This is a genomic window from Paraconexibacter sp. (assembly GCF_059438195.1).
In genome coordinates this window covers 45,692-67,207 of record NZ_JBLKKY010000018.1, presented here as the reverse complement: position 1 = coordinate 67,207, position 21,516 = coordinate 45,692, and the positions used below count along the sequence as shown (strand labels likewise).

20 protein-coding genes and 1 tRNA gene are annotated in these 21,516 nt (G+C 72.2%); 17 read left to right on the top strand and 4 right to left on the bottom strand.

Translation table 11 applies throughout. From position 1 onward, the window contains the following. Positions 1 to 35 precede the first annotated feature (35 nt). The 9 genes from ACME2J_RS08735 (at position 36) to ACME2J_RS08695 (ending at position 8,814) form a co-directional block, all read left to right on the top strand. A complete protein-coding gene (locus tag ACME2J_RS08735; RefSeq protein ID WP_495544510.1) occupies positions 36 to 1,043 on the top strand; it encodes a rod shape-determining protein in 1,008 nt (335 codons plus the stop codon). A 97-nt stretch (positions 1,044 to 1,140) separates the two neighbouring features. Further along, entirely contained in the window at positions 1,141 to 2,016 is an 876-nt protein-coding gene (gene mreC / locus ACME2J_RS08730; protein WP_495544508.1) for a rod shape-determining protein MreC, read from the top strand. Next, positions 2,013 to 2,582: a rod shape-determining protein MreD gene (gene mreD / locus ACME2J_RS08725; protein ID WP_495544507.1), complete on the top strand. Its 570-nt coding sequence runs from the start codon at positions 2,013 to 2,015 to the stop codon at positions 2,580 to 2,582. The genes mreC and mreD overlap by 4 nt, the downstream gene beginning before the upstream one ends. 28 nt (positions 2,583 to 2,610) lie before the next feature. Further along, on the top strand, positions 2,611 to 4,668 hold the full coding sequence (locus ACME2J_RS08720; protein WP_495544506.1) for a penicillin-binding transpeptidase domain-containing protein: 2,058 nt from the start codon (positions 2,611 to 2,613) through the stop codon (positions 4,666 to 4,668). A gap of 2 nt (positions 4,669 to 4,670) precedes the next feature. Further along, positions 4,671 to 5,870, top strand: coding sequence for an FtsW/RodA/SpoVE family cell cycle protein (locus ACME2J_RS08715; protein ID WP_495544505.1), 1,200 nt, complete (start codon positions 4,671 to 4,673; stop codon positions 5,868 to 5,870). 48 nt (positions 5,871 to 5,918) lie between these two features. Further along, on the top strand, positions 5,919 to 7,838 hold the full coding sequence (locus ACME2J_RS08710) for an Rne/Rng family ribonuclease (protein ID WP_495544504.1): 1,920 nt from the start codon (positions 5,919 to 5,921) through the stop codon (positions 7,836 to 7,838). Between the two features lie 9 nt (positions 7,839 to 7,847). After that, complete coding sequence (gene rplU / locus ACME2J_RS08705; protein WP_495544503.1) at positions 7,848 to 8,159, top strand: 50S ribosomal protein L21; 312 nt, start codon at positions 7,848 to 7,850, stop codon at positions 8,157 to 8,159. Positions 8,160 to 8,168: 9 nt separating this feature from the next. Then, positions 8,169 to 8,435 (top strand): 50S ribosomal protein L27, encoded by a 267-nt coding sequence (rpmA, locus tag ACME2J_RS08700; RefSeq protein ID WP_495544502.1) that lies wholly within the window; start codon positions 8,169 to 8,171, stop codon positions 8,433 to 8,435. A 7-nt stretch (positions 8,436 to 8,442) separates the two neighbouring features. Beyond that, a complete protein-coding gene (locus tag ACME2J_RS08695) occupies positions 8,443 to 8,814 on the top strand; it encodes a hypothetical protein (protein WP_495544501.1) in 372 nt (123 codons plus the stop codon). Positions 8,815 to 9,084: 270 nt separating this feature from the next. Here ACME2J_RS08695 and ACME2J_RS08690 read toward each other — a convergent pair whose 3' ends face one another. Then, positions 9,085 to 9,771: an SDR family oxidoreductase gene (locus tag ACME2J_RS08690; protein WP_495544500.1), complete on the bottom strand. Its 687-nt coding sequence runs from the start codon at positions 9,769 to 9,771 to the stop codon at positions 9,085 to 9,087. A gap of 81 nt (positions 9,772 to 9,852) precedes the next feature. On the opposite strand from ACME2J_RS08690, the gene obgE reads away from it, so the two are divergent. The 6 genes from obgE (at position 9,853) to ACME2J_RS08660 (ending at position 16,204) form a co-directional block, all read left to right on the top strand. Further along, entirely contained in the window at positions 9,853 to 11,205 is a 1,353-nt protein-coding gene (obgE, locus tag ACME2J_RS08685; RefSeq protein WP_495544499.1) for a GTPase ObgE, read from the top strand. A gap of 15 nt (positions 11,206 to 11,220) precedes the next feature. After that, positions 11,221 to 12,315 (top strand): glutamate 5-kinase, encoded by a 1,095-nt coding sequence (gene proB, locus ACME2J_RS08680; RefSeq protein ID WP_495544498.1) that lies wholly within the window; start codon positions 11,221 to 11,223, stop codon positions 12,313 to 12,315. Positions 12,316 to 12,535: 220 nt separating this feature from the next. Beyond that, positions 12,536 to 13,810, top strand: a complete 1,275-nt coding sequence (locus ACME2J_RS08675) for a glutamate-5-semialdehyde dehydrogenase (protein ID WP_495544497.1) — start codon at positions 12,536 to 12,538, stop codon at positions 13,808 to 13,810. A 26-nt stretch (positions 13,811 to 13,836) separates the two neighbouring features. Then, positions 13,837 to 14,469, top strand: a complete 633-nt coding sequence (nadD, locus tag ACME2J_RS08670; protein ID WP_495544496.1) for a nicotinate-nucleotide adenylyltransferase — start codon at positions 13,837 to 13,839, stop codon at positions 14,467 to 14,469. 8 nt (positions 14,470 to 14,477) lie between these two features. Further along, a complete protein-coding gene (rsfS, locus tag ACME2J_RS08665) occupies positions 14,478 to 14,900 on the top strand; it encodes a ribosome silencing factor (RefSeq protein WP_495544495.1) in 423 nt (140 codons plus the stop codon). Positions 14,901 to 14,911: 11 nt separating this feature from the next. Further along, a complete protein-coding gene (locus ACME2J_RS08660) occupies positions 14,912 to 16,204 on the top strand; it encodes a PQQ-dependent sugar dehydrogenase (RefSeq protein ID WP_495544494.1) in 1,293 nt (430 codons plus the stop codon). A 54-nt stretch (positions 16,205 to 16,258) separates the two neighbouring features. Here the strand turns inward: ACME2J_RS08660 and ACME2J_RS08655 are convergent. From ACME2J_RS08655 to ACME2J_RS08645, 3 genes are all read right to left on the bottom strand, one after another. Continuing rightward, positions 16,259 to 16,331, bottom strand: a tRNA-Ala gene (locus ACME2J_RS08655). A 199-nt stretch (positions 16,332 to 16,530) separates the two neighbouring features. After that, complete coding sequence (locus ACME2J_RS08650; protein WP_495544493.1) at positions 16,531 to 17,358, bottom strand: hypothetical protein; 828 nt, start codon at positions 17,356 to 17,358, stop codon at positions 16,531 to 16,533. A 21-nt stretch (positions 17,359 to 17,379) separates the two neighbouring features. After that, positions 17,380 to 18,342 carry an alpha/beta fold hydrolase gene (locus tag ACME2J_RS08645; RefSeq protein WP_495544492.1) on the bottom strand — a complete coding sequence of 321 codons (963 nt, stop codon included), beginning with the start codon at positions 18,340 to 18,342 and terminating at the stop codon, positions 17,380 to 17,382. A gap of 3 nt (positions 18,343 to 18,345) precedes the next feature. On the opposite strand from ACME2J_RS08645, the gene leuS reads away from it, so the two are divergent. Then, entirely contained in the window at positions 18,346 to 20,817 is a 2,472-nt protein-coding gene (gene leuS, locus ACME2J_RS08640) for a leucine--tRNA ligase (protein ID WP_495544491.1), read from the top strand. A gap of 74 nt (positions 20,818 to 20,891) precedes the next feature. Further along, positions 20,892 to 21,512 carry a helix-hairpin-helix domain-containing protein gene (locus ACME2J_RS08635; protein ID WP_495544490.1) on the top strand — a complete coding sequence of 207 codons (621 nt, stop codon included), beginning with the start codon at positions 20,892 to 20,894 and terminating at the stop codon, positions 21,510 to 21,512. Positions 21,513 to 21,516: the final 4 nt, after the last annotated feature.

Here is a 21,516-nt window from a genome sequence, read left to right as displayed (position 1 = left end):
TCTTCAGCTACCTCACCGGCTTCGGCGGCCGCGACATGGCCGTCGACCTCGGCACGGCGAACACCCTCGTCTACGTCCGGGGGCGCGGCATCGTGCTCTCGGAGCCGTCCGTCGTCGCGATCGACTCGCGCACGGGCGAGGTCCACGCCGTCGGCATCGAGGCGAAGCGCATGCTCGGCCGGACGCCCGGGACGATCCAGGCGATCCGTCCGCTCAAGGACGGCGTCATCGCGGACTTCGACGTGACGGAGGAGATGCTCCGCCACTTCATCCAGAAGGTCCACCAGAACCGGTGGGCCCATCCACGCGTCGTCGTCTGCGTCCCGTCGGGCGTCACCGGCGTCGAGAAGCGCGCGGTCGAGGAGGCGTGCCTCTCCGCGGGCGCCCGCCAGGCCTACCTCATCGAGGAGCCGATGGCGGCCGCGATCGGGGCCGGCCTCCCGGTCGGCGAGCCGACCGGCTCCATGGTCGTCGACATCGGCGGCGGCACGAGCGAGGTCGCGGTCATCTCGCTCGGCGGCATCGTCGTCTCCCAGTCGATCCGCATCGGCGGCGACGAGCTCGACGAGGCGATCATCAACTACGCCAAGCGCGACTACAAGCTCCTCATCGGCCAGCAGACGGCCGAGGAGGTGAAGCTCGAGATCGGCTCCGCCTACCCCATGGAGGAGGAGGTCCAGGCCGAGATCCGCGGCCGCGACATGGTCTCCGGCCTCCCGAAGACCGTCGTCCTCACGAGCGAGGAGATCCGGCAGGCCCTCGAGGAGCCTCTCGCCCAGATCATCGACGCGGTGAAGGAGACCCTCGACCGCACGCCGCCCGAGCTCGCCTCGGACATCATGGACCGGGGGATCATGCTCGCCGGCGGCGGCTCCCTCCTCCACGGTCTCGACGAGCGCCTCCGCGAGGAGACGCAGATGCCCGCCCACCTCGCCGAATCGCCGCTCACGTGCGTCGCCGTCGGCTCGGGCCGCTCCCTCGAGGAGTTCGAGGTCATCCACCGCACGAGCAAGAACACGCGCCAGCGACGCCGGAGGGTCTGACGGTGTCCACGGGCCGGATGCCTCATCCTTCGGATCGCGAGGGTCGCTGCGCGGCGACCCGGCGCGACCATCCCCACGCTTTGGAGTACGTGTCTCCGTGTACGACGCCAAGACGGTGCGGCGACGACGAGCGGTCCTCGGCCTTCTCGTCGTCCTCTCCCTGATCCTCCTCACCGCGAGCTTCGGCGACGGCGGTGGACCGCTGCGCTCGGTCCAGCGTGGCGTCCTCGAGGTCGTCTCGCCGATCCAGGAGGGCGCGAGCCGCGCCCTCAAGCCCTTCCGCGACCTCTTCGGCTGGATCGACGACACGATCGAGGCGAAGGGCGAGGTCGAGGATCTCCGCAGCGAGCGCGACCGCTACCGGGCCGAGGCGATCAAGGCGAAGAACGCCCTTCAGGAGAACGAGCGCTTCCGCGACCTCCTCGGCCTCGACCGCCGCGCGGAGCTCGACCGGTACGAGCCAGTGACGGCGCGGGTCATCGGGCGCTCCTCGATCGTCCTCGCGTCGACGATCAACATCGACAAGGGGTCGACGTCGGGGCTCGAGGAGGACCAGGCGGTCGTCACGGGCGCCGGACTCGTCGGGAAGGTGACGACGGTGACGCCGCACGCGGCGAAGGTGACGCTCATCAGCGACCACACGATCGGCGTGAGCGCGCGGATCCTCGAGTCCGGCGTCACGGGGCTCGTCGAGACCGCGGTCGGCAACCCGCGGTCCCTCATCCTCAAGTACACGCGGCGCACCGACGTCGTCGAGGAGGACCAGATCGTCGTGACGGCGGGCACGCGGTCGAGCGACCCGAAGCTCGAGTCGCTCTTCCCGCCGGGCATCCCGATCGGCGAGGTGACGCGCGTCGAGGAGCCCGGCAGCGACGCCCAGGAGGTCTTCCTGCGGCCCTACGTCGACGTCGGGCGCATCGACTTCGTCCAGGTGCTCACCGAGCGCACGAACGGGAACCGGCCGATCCGGTGAGCGGCGCGACGCCACATCTCGGACTGCGGCTCGTCGCGCTCGTCGTCGGCGCGGTCATCCTGCAGGTCGCCGCGATCGCGCAGGTGCGCATCCTCGGCGTCCACGCGGACATCGTGCCGCTCGCGGTCGCGTCGGTGGGCCTCCTCGCCGGGTCGACGACCGGCGCCGTCTTCGGCTTCTCCGCCGGGCTCTTCGTCGACATGGCGCTCGTCCAGACCCTCGGCATCAACTCGCTCCTCTACACCGTCGTCGGCTACGGCGCCGGCCGCGTCCGCGAGACCAGCGACCCCCAGGGGGCGGGCGTCCCGCTCGCCGCGGGCGCCGCGGCGACCGTCATCGCGATCGGCGGCTTCGCGCTCCTCCAGTTCCTCCTCGGCGTCGACGCGCCGGTGAGCATCCTCCTCCTCACCCAGATCCTCGCCGTCATCGTCGTGAACACCGTCGTCGCCGCACCCGTCCACGCGACGGTGCGTCGGTGGCTGCTCCCCGCCCTCCCCGACGATCCGCGGCGGCGGCGCCGCCGCGCGTACACGACCGGCGGCCTGTCGCCGCTGAGTCGGGCGTGACGGATCCGTACCCTCTGGGTCTTCGCCCGTGATCGATCCCGTCCACGATCGCCGTCCCCCGTCCTCGCCGCAGTTCGCGGTGCGCGTCGCCGTGCTCGGAGGGATCGCGTTCATCCTCTTCGGCGTCGTCTTCTTCCGGCTCTGGTACCTCCAGGTCCTGGACGGCGACCGCTACCTCGCGCAGGCGCAGACGAACCGCGTCCGCGTCGAGCGGATCCAGGCGCCGCGGGGGCCGGTCGTCGATCGCAACGGCACCGCGCTCATCGAGAACCGGCAGGCGATCCTCGTCCAGCTGGACCCGAAGTCGCTCCCCGACGAGGAGCGGATCGCCGCCCTCGAGTGGGGCCAGCGCGTCACCCAGCGCCTGGAGCGTCCCAAGGGGAAGCGCGGCGAGAAGATCCCGATCCCGCCGATCCCGACGCCGGAGCTCCGCGAGCGCTTCGAGCGGCTCGGCGAGGTCCTCGACATGAGCGTCGGGACGATGCAGGAGCGCGTCGTCCAGCAGGTCGCGCAGGTCCCCTACGCGGCGATCACCCTCCGCTCGGACGTCCCGGCGACGATGCGCGACTTCATCAAGGAGCGACAGGAGGACTTCCCCGGCGTCGACGTCGCCGAGAAGTACCTCCGCCAGTACCCCGAGGACGAGCTCGCCGCGCAGCTCGTCGGGACGGTCGGCGAGATCAGCCCGGACGAGCTGAAGCAGGAGCGCTACGACGGGCTCACGCAGGGCACCGTCATCGGCAAGGAGGGCCTCGAGCGGACCTACGACGAGTACCTCCGCGGCCGCGACGGCGAGACGCGCATCGTCGTCAACGCCCAGGGGGAGAGCGTCGGGCAGACGCGCGGTCGAGAGCCGACCGTCGGCCGGACCCTCCGCCTCACCCTCGACCTCGATCTGCAGAAGGCGGGTCAGAAGGCGCTCGAGACCGCGATCGCACGGGCCGGCGGCCGCGGGTCCCGCGCGGGGGCGTTCGTCGCGTTGGACCCGCGGGACGGGGCGATCCTCGCGATGGGGTCGGCGCCGACGTTCGACCCGAACGTCCTCGCCCGGCCGATCAGCCAGGAGCGCTACGACGAGCTCTACGGCGAGGAGGCGGGCGCCCCGCGCTTCAACCGCGCGATCTCCGCCTCGTATCCGACCGGCTCGATCTTCAAGCCGATCACCGCGTTCGCCGGCCTCGACGCCGGTCTCGTGACGCCCACGTCGGTCGTCAACGACTCCGGCTGCATCACGGTCGGCGCCAACGACGAGGAGCGCTGCAACGCCGGCAAGGTCGCGAACGGGCCGGTCGACCTCCGCCGCGCGATCAAGGTCTCGTCGAACATCTACTTCTACCGCCTCGGCCAGTCCCTCGACGCCGTGAAGGGCGAGCCGCTCCAGAAGTGGTCGCGCCGGCTCGGCCTCGACGAGCAGACCGGCATCGACCTTCCCGGCGAGTTCGGCGGCCTCGTGCCCGACCGTGAGTGGCGCCAGCGCGTGGGGGAGGAGGAGCGGAAGTGCCGTGAGCGCCGGGACGTCGCGAGCTGCGGGATCTCGGACATGCGGCCGTGGACGTTCGGCGACAACATGAACCTCGCGATCGGCCAGGGCGACCTCCAGGCGACCCCGCTCCAGATGGCGGTCGCCTATGCGGCGATCCAGAACGGCGGCGAGATCGTCACGCCGCATCTCGCCGGGCGCGTCGAGGACGACCGCGGCCGGCCGATCCAGAGCCTCGAGGCGCCCGCCGCCCGCGAGATCGACATGCCCGAGGAGCACCGTCAGGCGATCGTCGACGGCCTGCGCCAAGCGGCGAGCGAGCCGGGCGGCACGAGCGCCGACGTCTTCGCGGGCTGGCCACACGGGCGCTTCCCCGTCCACGGCAAGACGGGCACCGCGATCGTCAAGAACGCCCAGGGCACCTTCGAGCAGTCCTGGTACGCCTCGTTCGTCCCGCACAAGACGCGTCCGGTCGTCGTCGTCGCGACGGTCGAGAAGGGCGGGTACGGCGCAGAGGCGGCCGCCCCGCTCGTGCGGCAGATCCTCGAGAAGTTCTACTTCGGCTCGGTGGGCGAGTTCACTGCCGGGGACTCGACGACGACCTGACGATGAGCACGACGACGCCCATCCGCAGCTCGTCCGACGTCGCGCCCTCCGCGAAGCCGCGGCCGCTCGCGCTCTCGCTGCCCTTCGACCCGGTCCTCGCGCTCGCCGTCATCGGCCTCTGCATCTGGTCGCTCATGGCGGTCGGCGCCGCGACCGAGGGCGACAACCTCAGCGATCCCGACTTCTTCGTGAAGCGGCAGGCCGCCTACTTCGTCGTCGGGGCGATCTTCGCGATCGTGCTGAGCCGCGTCGACTACACGCGCCTGCGGGAGCTGAAGTTCGGCCTCTACGGGTCGCTCATCGCGATCATCCTGCTCGTCTTCGCGTTCGGGACCGTGACCCGCGGCTCCCGTCTCGCGATCCAGCTCCCCTTCTTCAGCTTCCAATCGTCCGAGCTCGGGAAGGTCCTGCTCATCCTCGCGCTGTCCGCGTTCGTCGTGGACCGCGCGCGGCGCCTGCAGGACCGCGAGACGACCGCGCGGATCATGCTCCTCACCCTGATCCCCGCCGGCCTCGTCATCGCTCAGGATCTCGGGACCGGACTCGTGTACATCGCGGTCGGGCTCACGGTGCTGTTCGTCGCCGGTACCCCTGGCCGCCACTTCGCGGCGCTGCTCGCTCTCGCGGGCACGTCGGTCGCCCTCGTCCTCGTCGCCGCTCCGGCGATGGGGGTCGATGTGCTCGAGGGCTACCAGAAAGAGCGTCTCACCTCGTTCCTCAATCCCTCGGACGACCCGTCCGACGCCGGCTACCAGCAGAACCAGTCGCGGATCGCGATCGGCTCGGGCGAGAAGACCGGCCGAGGCGACTCCTCGACGCAGTCGACCCTGCGCTTCCTCCCGGAGGACCACACCGACTTCGTCTTCGCGACGGTCGGTGAGCGCTGGGGCTTCGTCGGCGCCGGGTTCGTCCTCTCGTTGTACGCGCTGCTCGCGTGGCGCGCCGTCCGCATCATCACCGTGGCGAAGAACCTGCTCGGCGCGCTCATCGCCGGAGGCATCCTCGCGATGTTCCTCACCCAGGTCTTCGTCAACGTCGGCATGAACGTGGGGATCATGCCGATCACCGGGATCCCCCTCCCGCTCATGACCTACGGGGGATCCTCCGTCCTTTCCACCTTCCTGGCCATCGGCCTCCTGCAGTCGATCTACGCGCAAGGGCGCGCGGCATCGGCGATGAAGGGCCGGGTGCTGGGCTTCTGACCGGACGCGCCGACATGCTCTGGCGGTCCGAGGAAGGAATCCGATCCTGTGAAGAAGCAAGTGCTCGTCAGCGTCGACCGGGGGGAGACCCGCGTCGCGCTGATGGAGTCGACCAACGGCGGCGGTGACCCCGCCAAGACCTCCGGCGGCGGACGCCGCCGCAAGGGCGGCAAGGGGAACGACCCCGCCGCCGGCTACCGCGTCGCCGAGCTGTACTTCGAGCGTCGCTCGAACCGCTCGATCGTCGGCAACATCTACAAGGGGCGCGTCGACAACGTGCTCGCCGGGCTCGAGGCCGCGTTCATCGACATCGGCCTCGAGAAGAACGGCTTCCTCCACGTCGACGAGATCGTCCTCCCGGGCGTCGAGGTCCCGCGGCGCGGCCGCGGGAAGGACGGTGACGGCAAGAAGATCACCGACCTCCTCAAGCCCGGCATGGAGATCGTCGTCCAGGTCGTCAAGGACCCCCTGAAGACGAAGGGCGCCCGCCTCTCGATGGACCTCACCGTCGCCGGGCGCTACATGGTCTACACGCCCACGGGCGAGGGGGTCGGCGTCTCGAAGCGGCTGGAGGACAAGGAGCGCGAGCGGCTGCGCAAGGAGGCGAAGGGCCTCGATCTCCACGGCGGCGGGGCGATCGTCCGCACCGCGGCTCACGGGGCGACGCGCAAGGACTTCGAGCGCGAGCTGCAGTACCTCTTCAAGCTCCACGAGGTCCTGCAGGACCGCGTCGACAAAACCCCCGCGCCGGGCCTCGTCTTCCAGGAGGCCGACCTGTCGGTCCGCGTCGTGCGCGACATCTTCAGCCAGCACTTCGAGCGCGCGGTCGTCGACGACGAGAAGCAGTACCAGCGCCTCGTCTCGTTCTTCACCCGCACCGCCCCCGAGCTCGTCGATCGCGTCGAGCTCTACCAGGAGTCGCAGCCGCTCATGGAGCGCTACGGCGTCGACGAGGTGATCGAGGGTCTCTTCTCGAAGCGCGTCGATCTCCCGTCGGGCGGCTACCTCATGATCGACTACGCCGAGGCGCTGACGGTCATCGACGTCAACTCCGGCTCCTACGTCGGCCGCGGCAAGCAGGCCCGGCTCGAGGACGTCATCACGAAGACGAACCTCGAGGCCGCCGAGGAGGTCGTCAACCAGCTCCGGCTGCGCGACATCGGCGGCATCATCGTCATCGACTTCATCGACATGGCGCGTGCGAAGAACCGCGACGCCGTGCTGAAGTCGCTGCGCAAGGCGCTCGACGAGGACCGGACGAAGACCTTCACCGCCGAGATCTCGAAGCTCGGCCTCGTCGAGATGACGCGCCAGAACGTCACCGAGGGCGTGCGCGAGATCATCAGCCGTCCGTGCCCGACGTGCCACGGCGACGGAGTCGTCCCCTCCGAGGAGACGATCGCGATCAACGTCGACCGCCAGCTCCGCGAGCTCGCGTCGCGGGCACCGCGCGGCGTCGAGGCGTTCCTCGTCCAGCTCAACCCGAAGGTGACGGCCGAGTTCACCGGCGGCGGCGGCCGCGCGCTGCACTGGCTCGAGGAGGAGACCGGCAAGGTCTTCTTCTTCGAGGGGACGGAGGGCCTGCCGCTCGACCACTTCAAGGTGACGATGGAGGCCTCGGTGAAGGAGGTCGCCGAGCGCGCCGTGCCGTTCAAGGAAGGCGACGAGGTGCTCGTCCAGATCATCGAGCCGCACATGTACGACGCCGATGCGGCGGTCGCGAAGATCGACGGCTACATCGTGTCCATCTCGGGCGCGGGCCGGCTCGTCGGCGAGAAGCGGCTCGTGAGAATCCAGGAGGCGGGGCGGACCTCGGCGACGGCGGTGCTCGCCGACGGCGGCCCCTCCGACTCCTCGGAGGGCGGCTCCGGCGACGATGCCGTAGAATCGAAGCCTCGGCGCCGTGGCCGCAGAGGCGGGCGGCGCCGTTCCGCTGCCAAGGCGGCGGAAGCGACCTCGTCGGAGTAAGGCCTGATCATGTACGCAGTCGTGAAGACCGGTGGAAAGCAGTATCGCGTCGAGGAGGGGCAGACGCTCGTCGTCGAGCGCCTCAAGGGCGACGTCGGCGATGCCGTCGCGCTCGATCCCGTCCTCCTCGCCGGTGACGACCCGGTGTTCGACGCGAAGGGGCTCGAGGGCGTCTCGGTGCAGGCGAAGATCGTCGAGCATCTGCGCGGCCCGAAGCTCCGCGTCTTCAAGTTCAAGCCGAAGAGCGGCTACAAGCGGCGCACCGGCCACCGCCAGGAGCTCACCCGCATCGAGGTCACGACGATCGGCAAGAAGGGCTAGGACTCAGAGATGGCACACAAGAAGGGCCTCGGCTCCTCCCGCAACGGGCGCGACTCCAACGCGAAGCGCCTCGGCGTCAAGGTGTTCGCCGGCCAGACCGTCACCGGCGGCGAGATCATCGTGCGCCAGCGCGGCAGCCGCTTCCGCGCCGGCGAGGGCGTCGGCATGGGCAAGGACGACACGCTCTACGCCCGTGCCGCGGGCACGGTCGAGTTCACGACCGGCCGCCGCGGGCGCGTCGTGAACGTCGTCCCCGACGGCGCCGCCGCCGAGTAGCACCCGGATGTCGCCGCTCGCCGTCGCTCGCGTCATGGCCGCCGGTCGCGTCGCGATCGGCGTCGGGCTCATGACCGCACCCGCGGCCTTCAGCCGCGGGTGGATCGGCGAGACCGCCGACACGCCGTCGGGCGAGGTCGCGATGCGCGCGCTCGGCGTGCGCGACGCGATCCTCGGAGCGATCACCTTCCACACCCTCTCGCACCCCGAGGTCGGCCCCCGCTGGGTCGCGACGTGCGCCGTCGCGGATGCCGTCGACTGCGGTGCGACCCTCACCGCCCGCCGCGGCCTCCCCGCCCAGGCGGCCGGCGTCATCGCCCTCGCGGGCGGCAGCGCCATCGCCGGCGCTGTCCTCTCGCGCGCGCTGAAGTCCGCCTGAGCGCAGGACGCGGCGCCGCGGCGTGCCCGGCGTGCATGCGCGGCGCCTGCGTGCGCCAAGGCGGGCGGGGGGGTCGAATCGAACGCGCGTTGAATTGACCCCCTCTGTGGGGGCGAATCGAACGCGCGTTGTTTTCGCCCCCGGAGGCGTGGGGGGCGAATCGAACGCGCGTCGAGTTGACGCCCTCTGTGGGGGCGAATCGAACGCGCGTTGAGTTGACGCCCTCTGTGGGGGCGAATCGAACGCGCGTTGATTTCGCCCGCCCGACCGCTACAGCGGCTGGGCCGTCGGGCGGATGAGCAGCTCGTTGACGTCGACGTGCGGCGGCTGCGAGACCGCGTACATCACGGCGTTCGCGATGTCCTCGGGGCGGAGGGCCTCGATCGAGGGCTTCGACTCGAAGAACGGGGTGTCGACCATGCCGGGCTCGACGAGCGTCACGCGCGCCCCCGTCCCGTCGAGCTCCTGGCGCAGCGACTCGCCCATGCCGGTGACCGCCCACTTCGTCGAGCTGTAGAGGCTCCCCGCGAGGGCGCGGCGGCCGGCGACCGAGCCGGTGAGGAGGAAGTGCCCCTTCGTCTCGACGACCGCGTCGATCGTCGCGCGGATCGTCAGCGCGACGCCGTAGACGTTCGTGAGGACCATCGAGCGCCAGTGCTCCGGCGTCTCCTCGCGGAAGCCGCGCTTCGCTCCGAACCCGGCGTTCGCGAAGACGACGTCGATGCGACCGAAGGCGTCCATCGCGCGCGCGGCGAGCGCCTCCACCTCCGGCCACTCGCACACGTCGCACGGGACGGCGATCGCCTGGTCGCCGAGCTCGTCGACCAGCGCGTCGAGCTTGTTGGCCGAGCGCGCGGCGAGGACGAGGCGGTAGCCGGCGCGGGCGGCGGCGCGCGCGGTCTCCGCGCCGATGCCCGTGCTCGCGCCGGTGATGAGGAAGACCTTCTCGGAGCTCATGGGGGCCTTTCGTCGGGACGTGACACGATGGACGCGGGCTGAACCGCGTCCCACGCGATCCTTCCCACTTCACGCTCTCCCATGCTGTACGACAAAGCCCGCATCCACGTCCACGCCGGTGATGGCGGCAACGGCTGCATGAGCTTCCGCCGCGAGGCCCACGTCCCCAAGGGCGGCCCGGACGGCGGCGACGGCGGCACCGGGGGCGACGTCGTGCTCGTCGGCGACGACTCGCTGCGCGATCTCCAGTCCTTCAAGCGCCGCGCCCACTACACGGCGCCGCGGGGCCGCCACGGCGAGGGGTCGCAGCGCGAGGGCGCGGACGGGGACGACCTCGTCGTCGGGGTCCCGCCCGGCACCGTCGTCACCCTCGCCGACGGCACGGTGCACGACATCGTCGCCCCCGGGCAGCGGGTCGTCGTCGCCCGCGGCGGCAGCGGCGGCCGGGGCAACCGCCGCTTCGTCTCGTCGACCCGCCGGGCGCCGCGGTTCGCCGAGCGGGGGCTCCCCGGCCAGGACGCGTGGATCGACCTGCAGCTCAAGCTCCTCGCCGACGTCGGTTTCGTCGGCCTGCCCAACGCGGGCAAGAGCTCGCTGCTCGGCGTGATGACGCGCGCCGCGCCGAAGGTCGGCGCCTACCCGTTCACGACCCTCGAGCCGGTCCTCGGGACGCTCGAGGGAGAGGACCGCCAGCTCATCCTCGCCGACATCCCGGGTCTCATCGAGGGCGCGAGCGAGGGAGCGGGCCTCGGCCACGACTTCCTCGCGCACGTCGAGCGCACCCAGCTCCTCGTCCACGTCCTCGACCTCGCGCCGCTCGACGGCTCCTCGCCGGAGGACAACTACGCGACGATCGAGCGCGAGCTCGCCCTCCACGACCAGCGGCTCGCCCGTCTCCCGCGCGTCCTCGCGCTCTCGAAGGCCGATCTCGTCCCGCCGGAGGAGGCGGAGCTCGCCGCCGAGGTGTGGCGTGAGCGCTTCGCCGAGTCCCTTCCCGAGCTCGAGGACTGGGAGACCCGCGACCCGCTCGCGGTGACGCCGGTCATCGTCACCTCCTCCGCGACGCACGAGGGGATCGACGAGCTCGCGCGGGAGCTCGTGCGCCGGGTCCCGGTGCGCGAGCCCGAGGACGCGGTGCTCGCCGAGGCGGGCGTCGCGATCGAGGGCGAGGAGCTCGCCGAGCACCGCGTCTTCCGCCCGGCGGCCGGAAAGGGCTTCCGCGTCGAGCGCCACGAGGACGGGACGTGGGTCGTCACCGGCGAGAGCGTCGACCGGCTCATCGCGCGTCACGACCTCGAGAACGACGACGCGCTCTCGTTCGTCGAGGGCCGGCTCCAGCGCATGGGCGTCATCCGCGCGCTCGAGGAGCAGGGCTTCGAGCCCGGCGACGACGTCGAGATCGGCGGCATCGTCTTCGAGCTCGATCCGGGATAGCCTCCCCGGCCGCCCATGGCCCGTGTCGTCGTCAAGCTCGGCTCCAGCGTCGTCGCCTCCGACGACGGAGCGCTGCGCGGGGAGGTCCTCGAGCGGATCTGCCTCGCGCTCGCCGCCCGCCATCGCGCCGGCGACGACGTCGTCCTCGTGACGAGCGGCGCGATCGCGCGCGGGATGCGCGTGATGGAGCTGCCGGCGCGCCCCACCGCGATCGAGGACCTCCAGGCGGCGAGCGCCGTCGGGCAGGGCAAGCTCTACCGCGTCTACGACGAGCTGCTGCGCGCCCACGGGGTGACGAGCGCCCAGGTGCTGCTCACGTTCTTCGACATGAGCGCGCGCGGCCACTACCTCAACGCCCGCCGCACGCTGAGCCGGCTGCTGGACTGGCGCGTCGTGCCGGTCATCAACGAGAACGACACGACGACGACCGACGAGATCAGCTTCGGCGACAACGACTTCCTCGCCGCGCAGGTCGCCGTCCTCGTCGGCGCGAGCCGGCTCGTCCTCTGCAGCGACATCGACGGGCTGTTCACGGCGAATCCGCGCACCGACCCGTCGGCCGAGCTCGTCCGCGAGGTCTCGTCGTTCGACGCGCTCGAGGCGCTCGACATCGGCCACGCGACCTCGCCGCTCGGGTCGGGCGGGATGCGCTCGAAGGTCGTCGCCGCCGAGATGGCGACGGCCGCCGGGATCGACGCGACGATCTGCAACGGCATCCGCGAGGGCGCAGTCGAAGCCGTCCTCGCCGGCGAGGCGGAGGGGACGCGCTTCCCGGCGGGTGCGGCCCGCTACTCGTCGTTCAAGCTCTGGCTGAAGTACGCCAAGCCCTCCCGCGGGGTCGTCGTCGTCGACGCGGGCGCCGCTCGCGCCCTGCGTGAGGGGTCGGCGAGCCTGCTCCCCGTGGGCGTCGTCGAGGTGCGCGGCCGGTTCGACGCCGGTGACGCCGTCGAGATCGCGACCGAGGACGGGTCCCCGGTCGGCAAGGGCATCTCGAGCTTCGCGGCCGCCGAGCTCGCCGCCGTGCGCGGCATGAAGGGCGCCGCGGTCCGCGAGCGGCTCGGCGGCGCGACGGACGAGGCGGTCCACCGGGACTACCTCGTCCTCGCCTGACGCAGGGAGCGAGATCGACGCGCGTTCGATTCGCCCCCTATGTGGGAGCGAGATCAACGCGCGTTCGATTCGCCCCCTATGTGGGAGCGAAATCGACGCGCGTTCGATTCGCCCCCTATGTGGGAGCGAGATCAACGCGCGTTCGATTCGCCCCCCGCCCCGCCCCCCTGCCGCCGGGCCTCGCAGACGCCCGACGCGATGGCTGGACTACCCTTCGGCCATGGCCACGACGACGACGAGCGCCACCGACGTCTGCCTGCGCGCGCGTGAGGCGGCGCAGGCCCTGGCGGCGACGGACACGGCGACGAAGGACCGCGCGCTCCACGCGATCGCCGACGCCCTCGAGTCGCGCACCTCCGAGATCCTCGAGGCGAACGCACGCGACATGGACGCCGGCCGCGAGGCGGGGCTCGACGCCGCGCTGCTCGACCGTCTCCTCCTCACGCCGGAGCGCATCGGCGTCATCGCCGCGCAGGTCCGCGACATCGCCGCGCTCCCCGATCCGGTGGGGGAGGTCGTCGAGGGCAAGCGCCTGCCGAACGGGCTCGACGTCCGCAAGGTCCGGGTCCCGCTCGGGGTCATCGCGGTCGTCTACGAGGCGCGCCCGAACGTCACGATCGACGCGGCGGCGCTCTGCGTGAAGAGCGGCAACGCGATCGTCCTGCGCGGCTCGTCGTCGGCGACGCACTCGAACGCGATCCTCTCGGAGGTCGCCTCGGCGGCCGCGGAGGCCGCCGGACTTCCCGCGGGCACGATCGGCCTCGTCGCCGGAGGCGGCCGCGAGGAGCTCGCCGAGCTCGCGACGCAGTCGGGCGTCGTCGACCTCATCATCCCGCGCGGGGGCGAGGGCCTGAAGAACGCGCTCAAGGGCGTCGCCACGGTGCCGGTCATCTACGCCGCGTCGGGCAACTGCCACGTGTTCGTCGACGCCTCGGCCGACCTCGACACCGCCGAGGCGATCGTCCTCAACGCGAAGACGCAGCGCCCCGGGGTCTGCAACGCCGCGGAGACGGTGCTCGTCCACTCGGGGATCGCCGCCGAGCTGCTGCCGCGCCTGCTGCGGTCGCTCGCGGCGGCGGGCGTCGAGCTGCGGGTCGACGGCCGGACGCGCGCGCTCGCCGGCGCGGACCTCGCCGGCGGCCTCCTCGACGCGACCGACGAGGACTGGCATACCGAGTTCCTCGCGCTCGTCCTCGCGGTCGGCGTCGTCGACTCCGTCGAGGAGGCGATCGCGCACATCGCCGAGCACGGCTCGGGCCACTCGGAGGCGATCGTCACGCGGGACACGAGGTCCGCCCGGCGCTTCGAGCTGGGCGTCGACGCGGCGTGCGTCTACGTGAACGCATCGACGCGCTTCACCGACGGGGGCGAGTTCGGCATGGGCGCCGAGATCGGCAACTCGACCCAGAAGCTGCATGCGCGCGGCCCGATCGGGCTCCGCGAGCTCTGCACCTTCAAGTACGTCGTCGTCGGCGACGGCCACGTCCGCCCCTGACGCCCGCGGGCGTCGGAGAGACGGCGGTGCAGCGGGTCGGGATCCTCGGGGGGACGTTCAACCCCCCGCACGTCGGTCACCTCGTCTGCGCCCAGGAGGCGCTCGGCGAGCTGGGACTCGAGCGCGTCGACCTCATCCCGGTCCATCTGCCGCCGCACAAGGTCGCGCTCAACGATCCCGGCCCCGAGGCGCGGCTCGAGCTCTGCCGCGCGGCGATCGGCGACGATCCGCGCCTCGCGGTGAGCGACATCGAGGTGCGCCGGGGCGGCCCGTCCTTCACCGTCGCTACCCTGAGGGAGATCCATGAGACGAGACCCGAGGACGAGCTGACGTTCATCGTGGGCGGCGATACGGCGCAGAGCCTGCCCACGTGGCGCGAGCCGGAATCGGTGCTCGAGCTGGCGACGATCGCCGTCGCCGAGCGCGAGGGCGTGAAGCGGGCCGACATCCGCGAGCGTCTGGCGGGGCTGCGCGGGGCCGAGGACCGCGTCGTCTTCTTCGACATGCCGCGCCTCGACCTCTCGTCCTCGCTCATCCGTCGCCGCGTCGCCGAGGGGCGCTCGATCCGCCACCTCGTCCCGGATCCCGTTGCCGCGCTCATCGAGGAGCGCGGCTACTACAGCGACGCGACGCGCCCGTCCCCCGAGGAGGAAGATTGACCCGAGTCATGTCCGAGACGACCCCCAGCGCGCACGACGACGCGCCCGACCCCGTCGCGCTCGTCGAGCGCATCGCGGGCTTCGCCGCCGACAAGAAGGCGATGGACGTCGTCGCGCTCGACCTCCGCGGGTCGAGCGGCTTCACCGACGCGTTCGTCGTGTGCTCCGGCAACACCGAGCGCCAGGCGAAGGCGATCCACGACGCGATCCACTTCGGCCTCAAGAAGGAGCTCGACATGCTCCCCCGGCGGGTCGAGGGCGCGACCGAGGCACGCTGGATCCTCATGGACTACGCGGACGTCGTCGTCCACATCTTCACCCCGGAGACGCGCGACTACTACCGGCTCGAGCAGCTGTGGGGGGACGTCCCGCGCATCGACCTCGACCCGGCGCTGCTGGGAACCGCGCCCTCGGCCGACGCGGAGGCGTAGCCTCACGGCGCGTGCGCGCCGCCCGTCCACGCCTCCCGAGCGTCGTCCTCGCCGTCCTCGCCGCCGCCGCTCTCGCGGGCTGCGAGGAGGGTCGCCCGTTCCCGCCCGATGAGGGCACGTCTCCCGCGGCGCGCGGCGAGGCGTCCCCGGCGCCGCCCGGGCAGGCGGGTGAGCGCGGCGAGGGGTCGGCGAGCGGCGAGCCCGCCGACGCCGCGGGCGGATCGGAGGGCGGAGGCCGTCTCGAGCTCCGGCCGGTCGGGCGCTTCGACCAGCCGCTCGCCCTCGTCCAGCCCCCGGACGATTCGCGCCGCCTCTTCGTCGTCGAGAAGACCGGGCGGATCCGGGTGGTGCGGGGCGGGAAGAAGCTGAAGCGGCCCTTCCTCAGCCTGCGCGGGAAGGTCTCGGGCGCGACCGAGCAGGGCCTCCTCGGGCTGGCGTTCGCGCCGTCCTACCGGCGGACGCGCCTCTTCTACATCGCGTTCACCGACCGCGCGGGCGACTTGCGCATCGAGGAGTGGAGGCGCTCGAAGCGCTCCCCGGACCGCGCCGACAAGGGCACCCGGAGGCTCGTCCTCGAGATCCCGCAGCCGCGCGACACGCACAACGGCGGCAACCTCGTCTTCGGGCCCGACGGGCTCCTCTACATCGGGGTCGGGGACGGGGGAGGGCCGGGCGATCCGCGGCGCGCCGCCCAGGACCGCTCGACCCTCTACGGGACGATCCTCCGGATCGACCCCCGGAGAACGACCCGCCCACCCCGGCGGCCCTACCGCGTCCCGACGACGAACCCGTTCGTCCGGCTGAAGGGCGCGCGCGACGAGATCTACGCCTACGGGCTGCGCAACCCGTGGCGCTTCTCCTTCGATCGCGAGACGGGGGCCTTCGTCGCCGGTGACGTGGGCCAGGAGGGCTGGGAGGAGCTCGACTACCGGCCGCGCGGTCGCCTGAAGGGCGCGAACTTCGGCTGGAGCGCCTTCGAGGGCAACAGCCGCTTCAACCGCGACGTGAGCGTCCCGAAGGACCACGTGCCGCCGATGCACACCTACACCCGCGACCGCGGCTGCTCGGTCATCGGCGGCCCGGTCGTGCGCGACCCCGGCCTCCCGAGCCTCGAGGGACGCATGCTCTACAGCGACTTCTGCAGCGGCGAGATCGCGAGCATCGTCCCGAAGGCCCCGCGCGGCCGGCTGCCGCGCCGCGAGGGCCTGCAGGTCCCGCTCCTCTCGTCGTTCGGCGAGGACGGCCGCGGGCGCATCTACGCGATCTCGCTCGAGGGCGCGGTGTCGCGGCTGGCGGAGAAGTAGGACGGCGTCCCGAGAACGCCGAAGGCCGCCCGGATCAGGCGGCCTTCGGAGGAGTGGAGCTAGCCGGGCTCGAACCGGCGACCTCTTGCATGCCATGCAAGCGCTCTCCCAGCTGAGCTATAGCCCCGGAGAACTCGAACTGCTCAGCCATCCTAACACCGCGGAGCGCGTCGTTCCCCTGACGCCGTGCGACTCGACCGTTCGTCGAACCGGCGACGCTCCGCGTCGTCGATCCTCCACACGTCGATCGGACGCGCGACGTGTGGAGGTCTGGCGACGCGGGGCGTCGTCGGAACGCCACACGTCCGCTCCCTCGACGCCGGGCGCTACCGCCGGCGCCGGTGCCGCTGCGGGACGTACTCCCGCGAGAACTCCGGGATCTCGATCTCCGCGTCGGGGAGGTCGGCGGCGCTCGGGCCGGGAGCGGGCGAGGCGCGCCGGCGCGGCGGGCGCGGCTGGCGGGGCTGCAGGAAGGACGGGACCTCGGGCTCGTCGTCGCGGCCCCGCGGCTCGTCGCCGGCCGGCGCCCCGCGGCTCACGCGCGGCTCGCGGTCGGCCGGGGAGCGGGGCGGCGAGGCCTCCGGCCCGGCGACGGCCTCGATCTGGGCGAGCATCCCGCGGTGCGCCTTCTGGACGTCGCGGAGGATCGTCTGGGCGTTGCGCTTCAGCGAGCCGCCTAGCGCCTCGAGATCGCCGCTCACCTTCGTGCCGCGCTCCTGGACGTCCTTCGCGACGGCGCGCGCGTCGGCGAGCGTCCGGCGCGCGTCCTCGCGGCCGGCCGCGCGGGTCGAGTCGGCCTCGGCCTTCGCCTCGCCGACGATGCGGTGGGCCTCGGCCCGTGCCTGCTCGAGGATCTCCTCGGCCTCGGTCTCCGCGGCGCGGACGCGGTTGTCGGCGGCCCGGTCGGCCTCCGCGATCCGCTCCTTGACGCGCGCCTCGGTGCGGTCCCGGATCTCGGCCGCGGAGCGCTCCGCGGTGTCGATGATGTGCTGGACGCGGTCCGAGAGCTGGAGGACCTCCGGGTGCACGGCCGGCGCGGGCACGACCGGGGGCGGCGCGTCCGCCGTGTCGGGGGCCGTCGCCTCCGGGAGGGGCATCGGCTCAGGCTCCGGCTCCGGCTGGGGATCCGGCGCGTACTCGTCGTACTCGGCCATCCCCTGAAGGGTACGGACGCGCTAGAGGAGGTCCCGCAAGAACGCCACCATCGTCCGGTTGAGAAGCGTCGCCCGCTCCCACTGGAGGAAGTGCCCCGCCCGCGGGACGACGAACGGGCCGACGAGGTCCCGGAAGGCGACCTCGCAGCGATCCGGGAAGTCGCGGTACATGACGTGGTCGTCGGGCCCGTAGAGGGCCAGGGTGGGGACGTCGGAGACGTCGAAGAACCGCGGAGCCTCCGAGAGCGGGATCGTGCCCTGCGCGCTCTCGTAGTTCCCGAACCCCGCGCGCAGCCGGTCGGCGTCCGCGAACGGCTCGGTCATGAAGTCGACGGCGTCGCGCGTGAAGGCCCCCGGGGTCGCCCAGAACCTCGAGCCGTAGAACTGCGCGACGTACCGCCGCCGCTTCTCGGCGGTGTCGAGCTCGGCGGCGAGCGCGTCCGCGTCGCGGCCCTGGCGGACGTAGTAGTCGGCCGCCATGCGCACCTCGGCGGACGGCGAGACGTCGATCCCGGCCTCCTCGTACTGCTCCGGGAGGATCGGGAGGATGCAGTTGAAGAGGACCTGACGCACGACGAACCCCTCGAACCGCAGGCCGAGGTCGTAGATGACCCCGCCGCCGAGGTCGCCGCCCGCCGCCGCGCAGCGCTCGTGCCCGAGGACGTCGTGGACGAGCGCGTGCAGGTCCCGCGCGTGGGCGGCGAGGTCGTGGTGGCCGTCCGCGGGGATCCCGCTGTCCCCGAAGCCACGCAGGTCGGGCACGATCACCTCGAAGCCCGCGGCGGCGAGCGGCGCGACGTTGCGCCACCAGATGCGCTTCGTCTCCGGCCAGCCGTGGACGAGGAGCACCGCGGGTCCCGACCCCGCCGGAGGCCGCACGTGGAGGTGGGCGAGCTCGACGCCGGGGCGGACCTCGGCGCGGTGCACGGCGAAGGCGTCGGGGGCGAGGTCGGAGGACACGGTGACGACTCTATGCTTCGCCATCGCATGGAGCATCGATACGACCCCGGAAATGTCGAGCCGCGCTGGCAGGCGGTGTGGGAGTCCGAGCGCACGTGGGAGGTCCCCGACGACGTCGCGGGCGAGGACACGACCTACGTCCTCGAGATGCTCCCGTACCCGTCCGGCGAGCCGCACATCGGCCACCTCAAGGTCTACTCGGTCGGCGACGCGGTCGCGCACTTCCGCCGCCGCAACGGCATGCGGGTCCTGCACCCGATGGGCTACGACGCCTTCGGGCTCCCGGCGGAGAACCACGCGATCAAGACGGGCGTCCACCCGCGGGAGTCGACGGCGAAGGCGATCGCCGAGTTCCAGCGGCAGTTCCGCCAGTGGGGGATCTCGATCGACTGGTCGCGCGAGTTCGGGACGCACGAGCCCCGCTACTACCGCTGGACCCAGTGGATCTTCCTCCAGCTCTTCCAGAACGGGCTCGCGTACCGCAAGGACGCGGCCGTCAACTGGTGCCCGAACGACGCGACCGTCCTCGCGAACGAGCAGGTCGTCGACGGCCGCTGCGAGCGCTGCGGCGCCGAGGTCGAAGAGCGCCAGCTCGAGCAGTGGTTCTTCCGCATCACCGACTACGCGGACCGGCTGCTCGACGACCTCGGCACCATCGAGTGGCCGGAACACGTGAAGACCATGCAGAGGAACTGGATCGGGCGCTCGCGCGGCGCCGAGGTCCGCTTCCGCTGCGATGAGCTCGGGACCGACTACCCGGTCTTCACGACGCGTCCCGACACCCTCTTCGGCGCGACGTTCTTCGTCGTGGCGCCCGAGCACCCGGACGTGCTGCGCCTCGCGGAGGGCACGGAGCACGAGCAGGAGGTCCGCGCCTACGTCGAGGCGGCGGCGGCGAAGGCCGACGAGGAGCGCGAGCAGGCGGACCGCGAGAAGACGGGCGTCCCCCTCGGCCGGACGGTGACGAACCCCGTCAACGGCGAGCAGATCCCGATGTTCGTCGCCGACTACGTCCTCATGGGCTACGGGACCGGCGCGATCATGGCCGTCCCCGGGCACGACGAGCGCGACCACGCGTTCGCGACGAGGTTCGGGCTCGAGATCCGTCGTGTCGTCACGGGCCCGGAGGGCGAGGCCGGCCCGCTCGACGAGGAGCCCTACGTCGGCGACGGCGACATCGTCAACTCGCACCCCGACTTCGACGGCCGGCCGAACCGGGAGGCCCTGGAGGCGATCGTCGACTGGCTCGACCGCGAGGAGAAGGGGCACGCGTCGGTCAACTACCGGCTCCGCGACTGGCTCCTCTCGCGGCAGCGCTACTGGGGCTGCCCGATCCCGATCGTCCACTGCGAGGCGTGCGGGATCGTCCCCGTCCCCGAGAGCGACCTCCCGGTGCTCCTCCCCGACATCGAGGACTACGCGCCGAAGGGCCGCTCGCCGCTCGCGGCGGCGGAGGACTGGGTCGCGACGTCGTGCCCGTCGTGCGGCGGCGCGGCGCGGCGCGAGACGGACACGATGGACACCTTCGTCGACTCGTCGTGGTACTTCCTGCGCTACTGCGATGCGGGCAACGACGAGGCGGCGTGGGACCCCGAGATCGTGTCGCGCTGGATGCCCGTCGACCAGTACATCGGCGGCGTGGAGCACGCGATCCTCCACCTCATGTACGCCCGCTTCTTCTGCAAGGCGCTGGCGGACCTCGGTCACCTCGACGTGCAGGAGCCCTTCGCGAGCCTCTTCACCCAGGGGATGATCACGAAGGACGGCGCGAAGATGTCCAAGTCGAAGGGCAACGTCGTCTCGCCCGCGACGATCGTCGCCTCGCACGGCGCCGACACGGCGCGCTGCTACATCCTCTTCATCGGCCCGCCGGAGCACGACGCCGACTGGTCCGACGAGGGCGTCGAGGGCGTCCACCGCTTCCTCTCCCGGCTCTTCCGGCTCAGCGCGCACGCCGCCGAGCTGCCCGACGAGCCGGTCCCGACAGCGGTGGAGGGCGACGACCTCGCGCTCATGCGCAAGGCGCACTGGGCGATCGCGAAGGTGACCGACGACATGTCGAGCGGTCGGTTCGCGTTCAACACGGCCATCGCGGCGGTGATGGAGCTGACGAACGAGTGCTCGCGCGCGGTCAACGAGGCGGGCGTCGAGGTCTCGCCCGGCGTCCCGCGCTTCGCGCTCGCGACGGCGGCGTCGCTCGTCTTCCCGTTCGCGCCGCATCTCGGCGCCGAGGCCTACGAGCGGCTCACGGGCCGGCGGGTGTGGGAGGAGCCGTGGCCGGCCGCCGACGAGGCGTACCTCGAGGAGGACACGTTCGAGCTCGTCTGCCAGGTGATGGGGAAGGTCCGCGACCGGGTGCAGGTGCCGGCGAGCGCGAGCGAGGACGAGCTGAAGGAGGCCGCGAGGACGGCTCCGAACGTCGTCGCGCACATCGACGGCAAGACGATCGTGAAGGAGATCGTCGTGCCGGGGAAGCTCGTCAACATCGTCGTGCGATAGCTGCGCGGGATCTGCGCGCGATCTCCGCGATCGCGTGCTGAACCGTCACACCGACCGGCCTAGTCTCGGCCGGTGTGACGGACATCCCCCGCGGCCAGGTCGTCCTCTCCGCGCTCGCGGTCGCCGCCGTCGCCTTCCTCGGGGCGCGGGCGCTGCGGGCGCCGGTCGTCGGCGACCGCCAGATCCCGCCGCGGACGGCGACCGCGCCGGCGGCCACCGCGGCGCCCGACGGCGCGTCGTCCGGCCTGCGCGTCTCGCGCGCCGGCGGCGGCCGCGTCGTCGTCCACGTCGCGGGGGCCGTCCGCCGGCCCGGCGTCTACGCGCTGCGGGAGGGCGAGCGCGTCGCCGACGCCGTGGAGCGCGCGGGCGGAGCGCGGGGCGGAGCCGACCTCGACGCCGTCAACCTCGCCGCGATCGTCGCCGACGCGCAGCAGGTCGTCGTGCCGCGCCGCGGCGGCGGCGGGGCGTCCGGCGGCGGGGCGGGGCCCGGGGATGGGGCCGAGCAGCCGATCAACCTCAACACGGCGACGATCGAGCAGCTCGACGAGCTCGACGGCGTCGGTCCGGCGACGGCGCAGAAGATCATCGACGAGCGGACGCGGCGGGGCGGCTTCCGGTCCGTCGACGATCTCGCGGATGTGCCGGGCATCGGGCCGAAGCGCCTCGCGGCGATCCGCGCCCGCGTCGGGGTGTGAGACG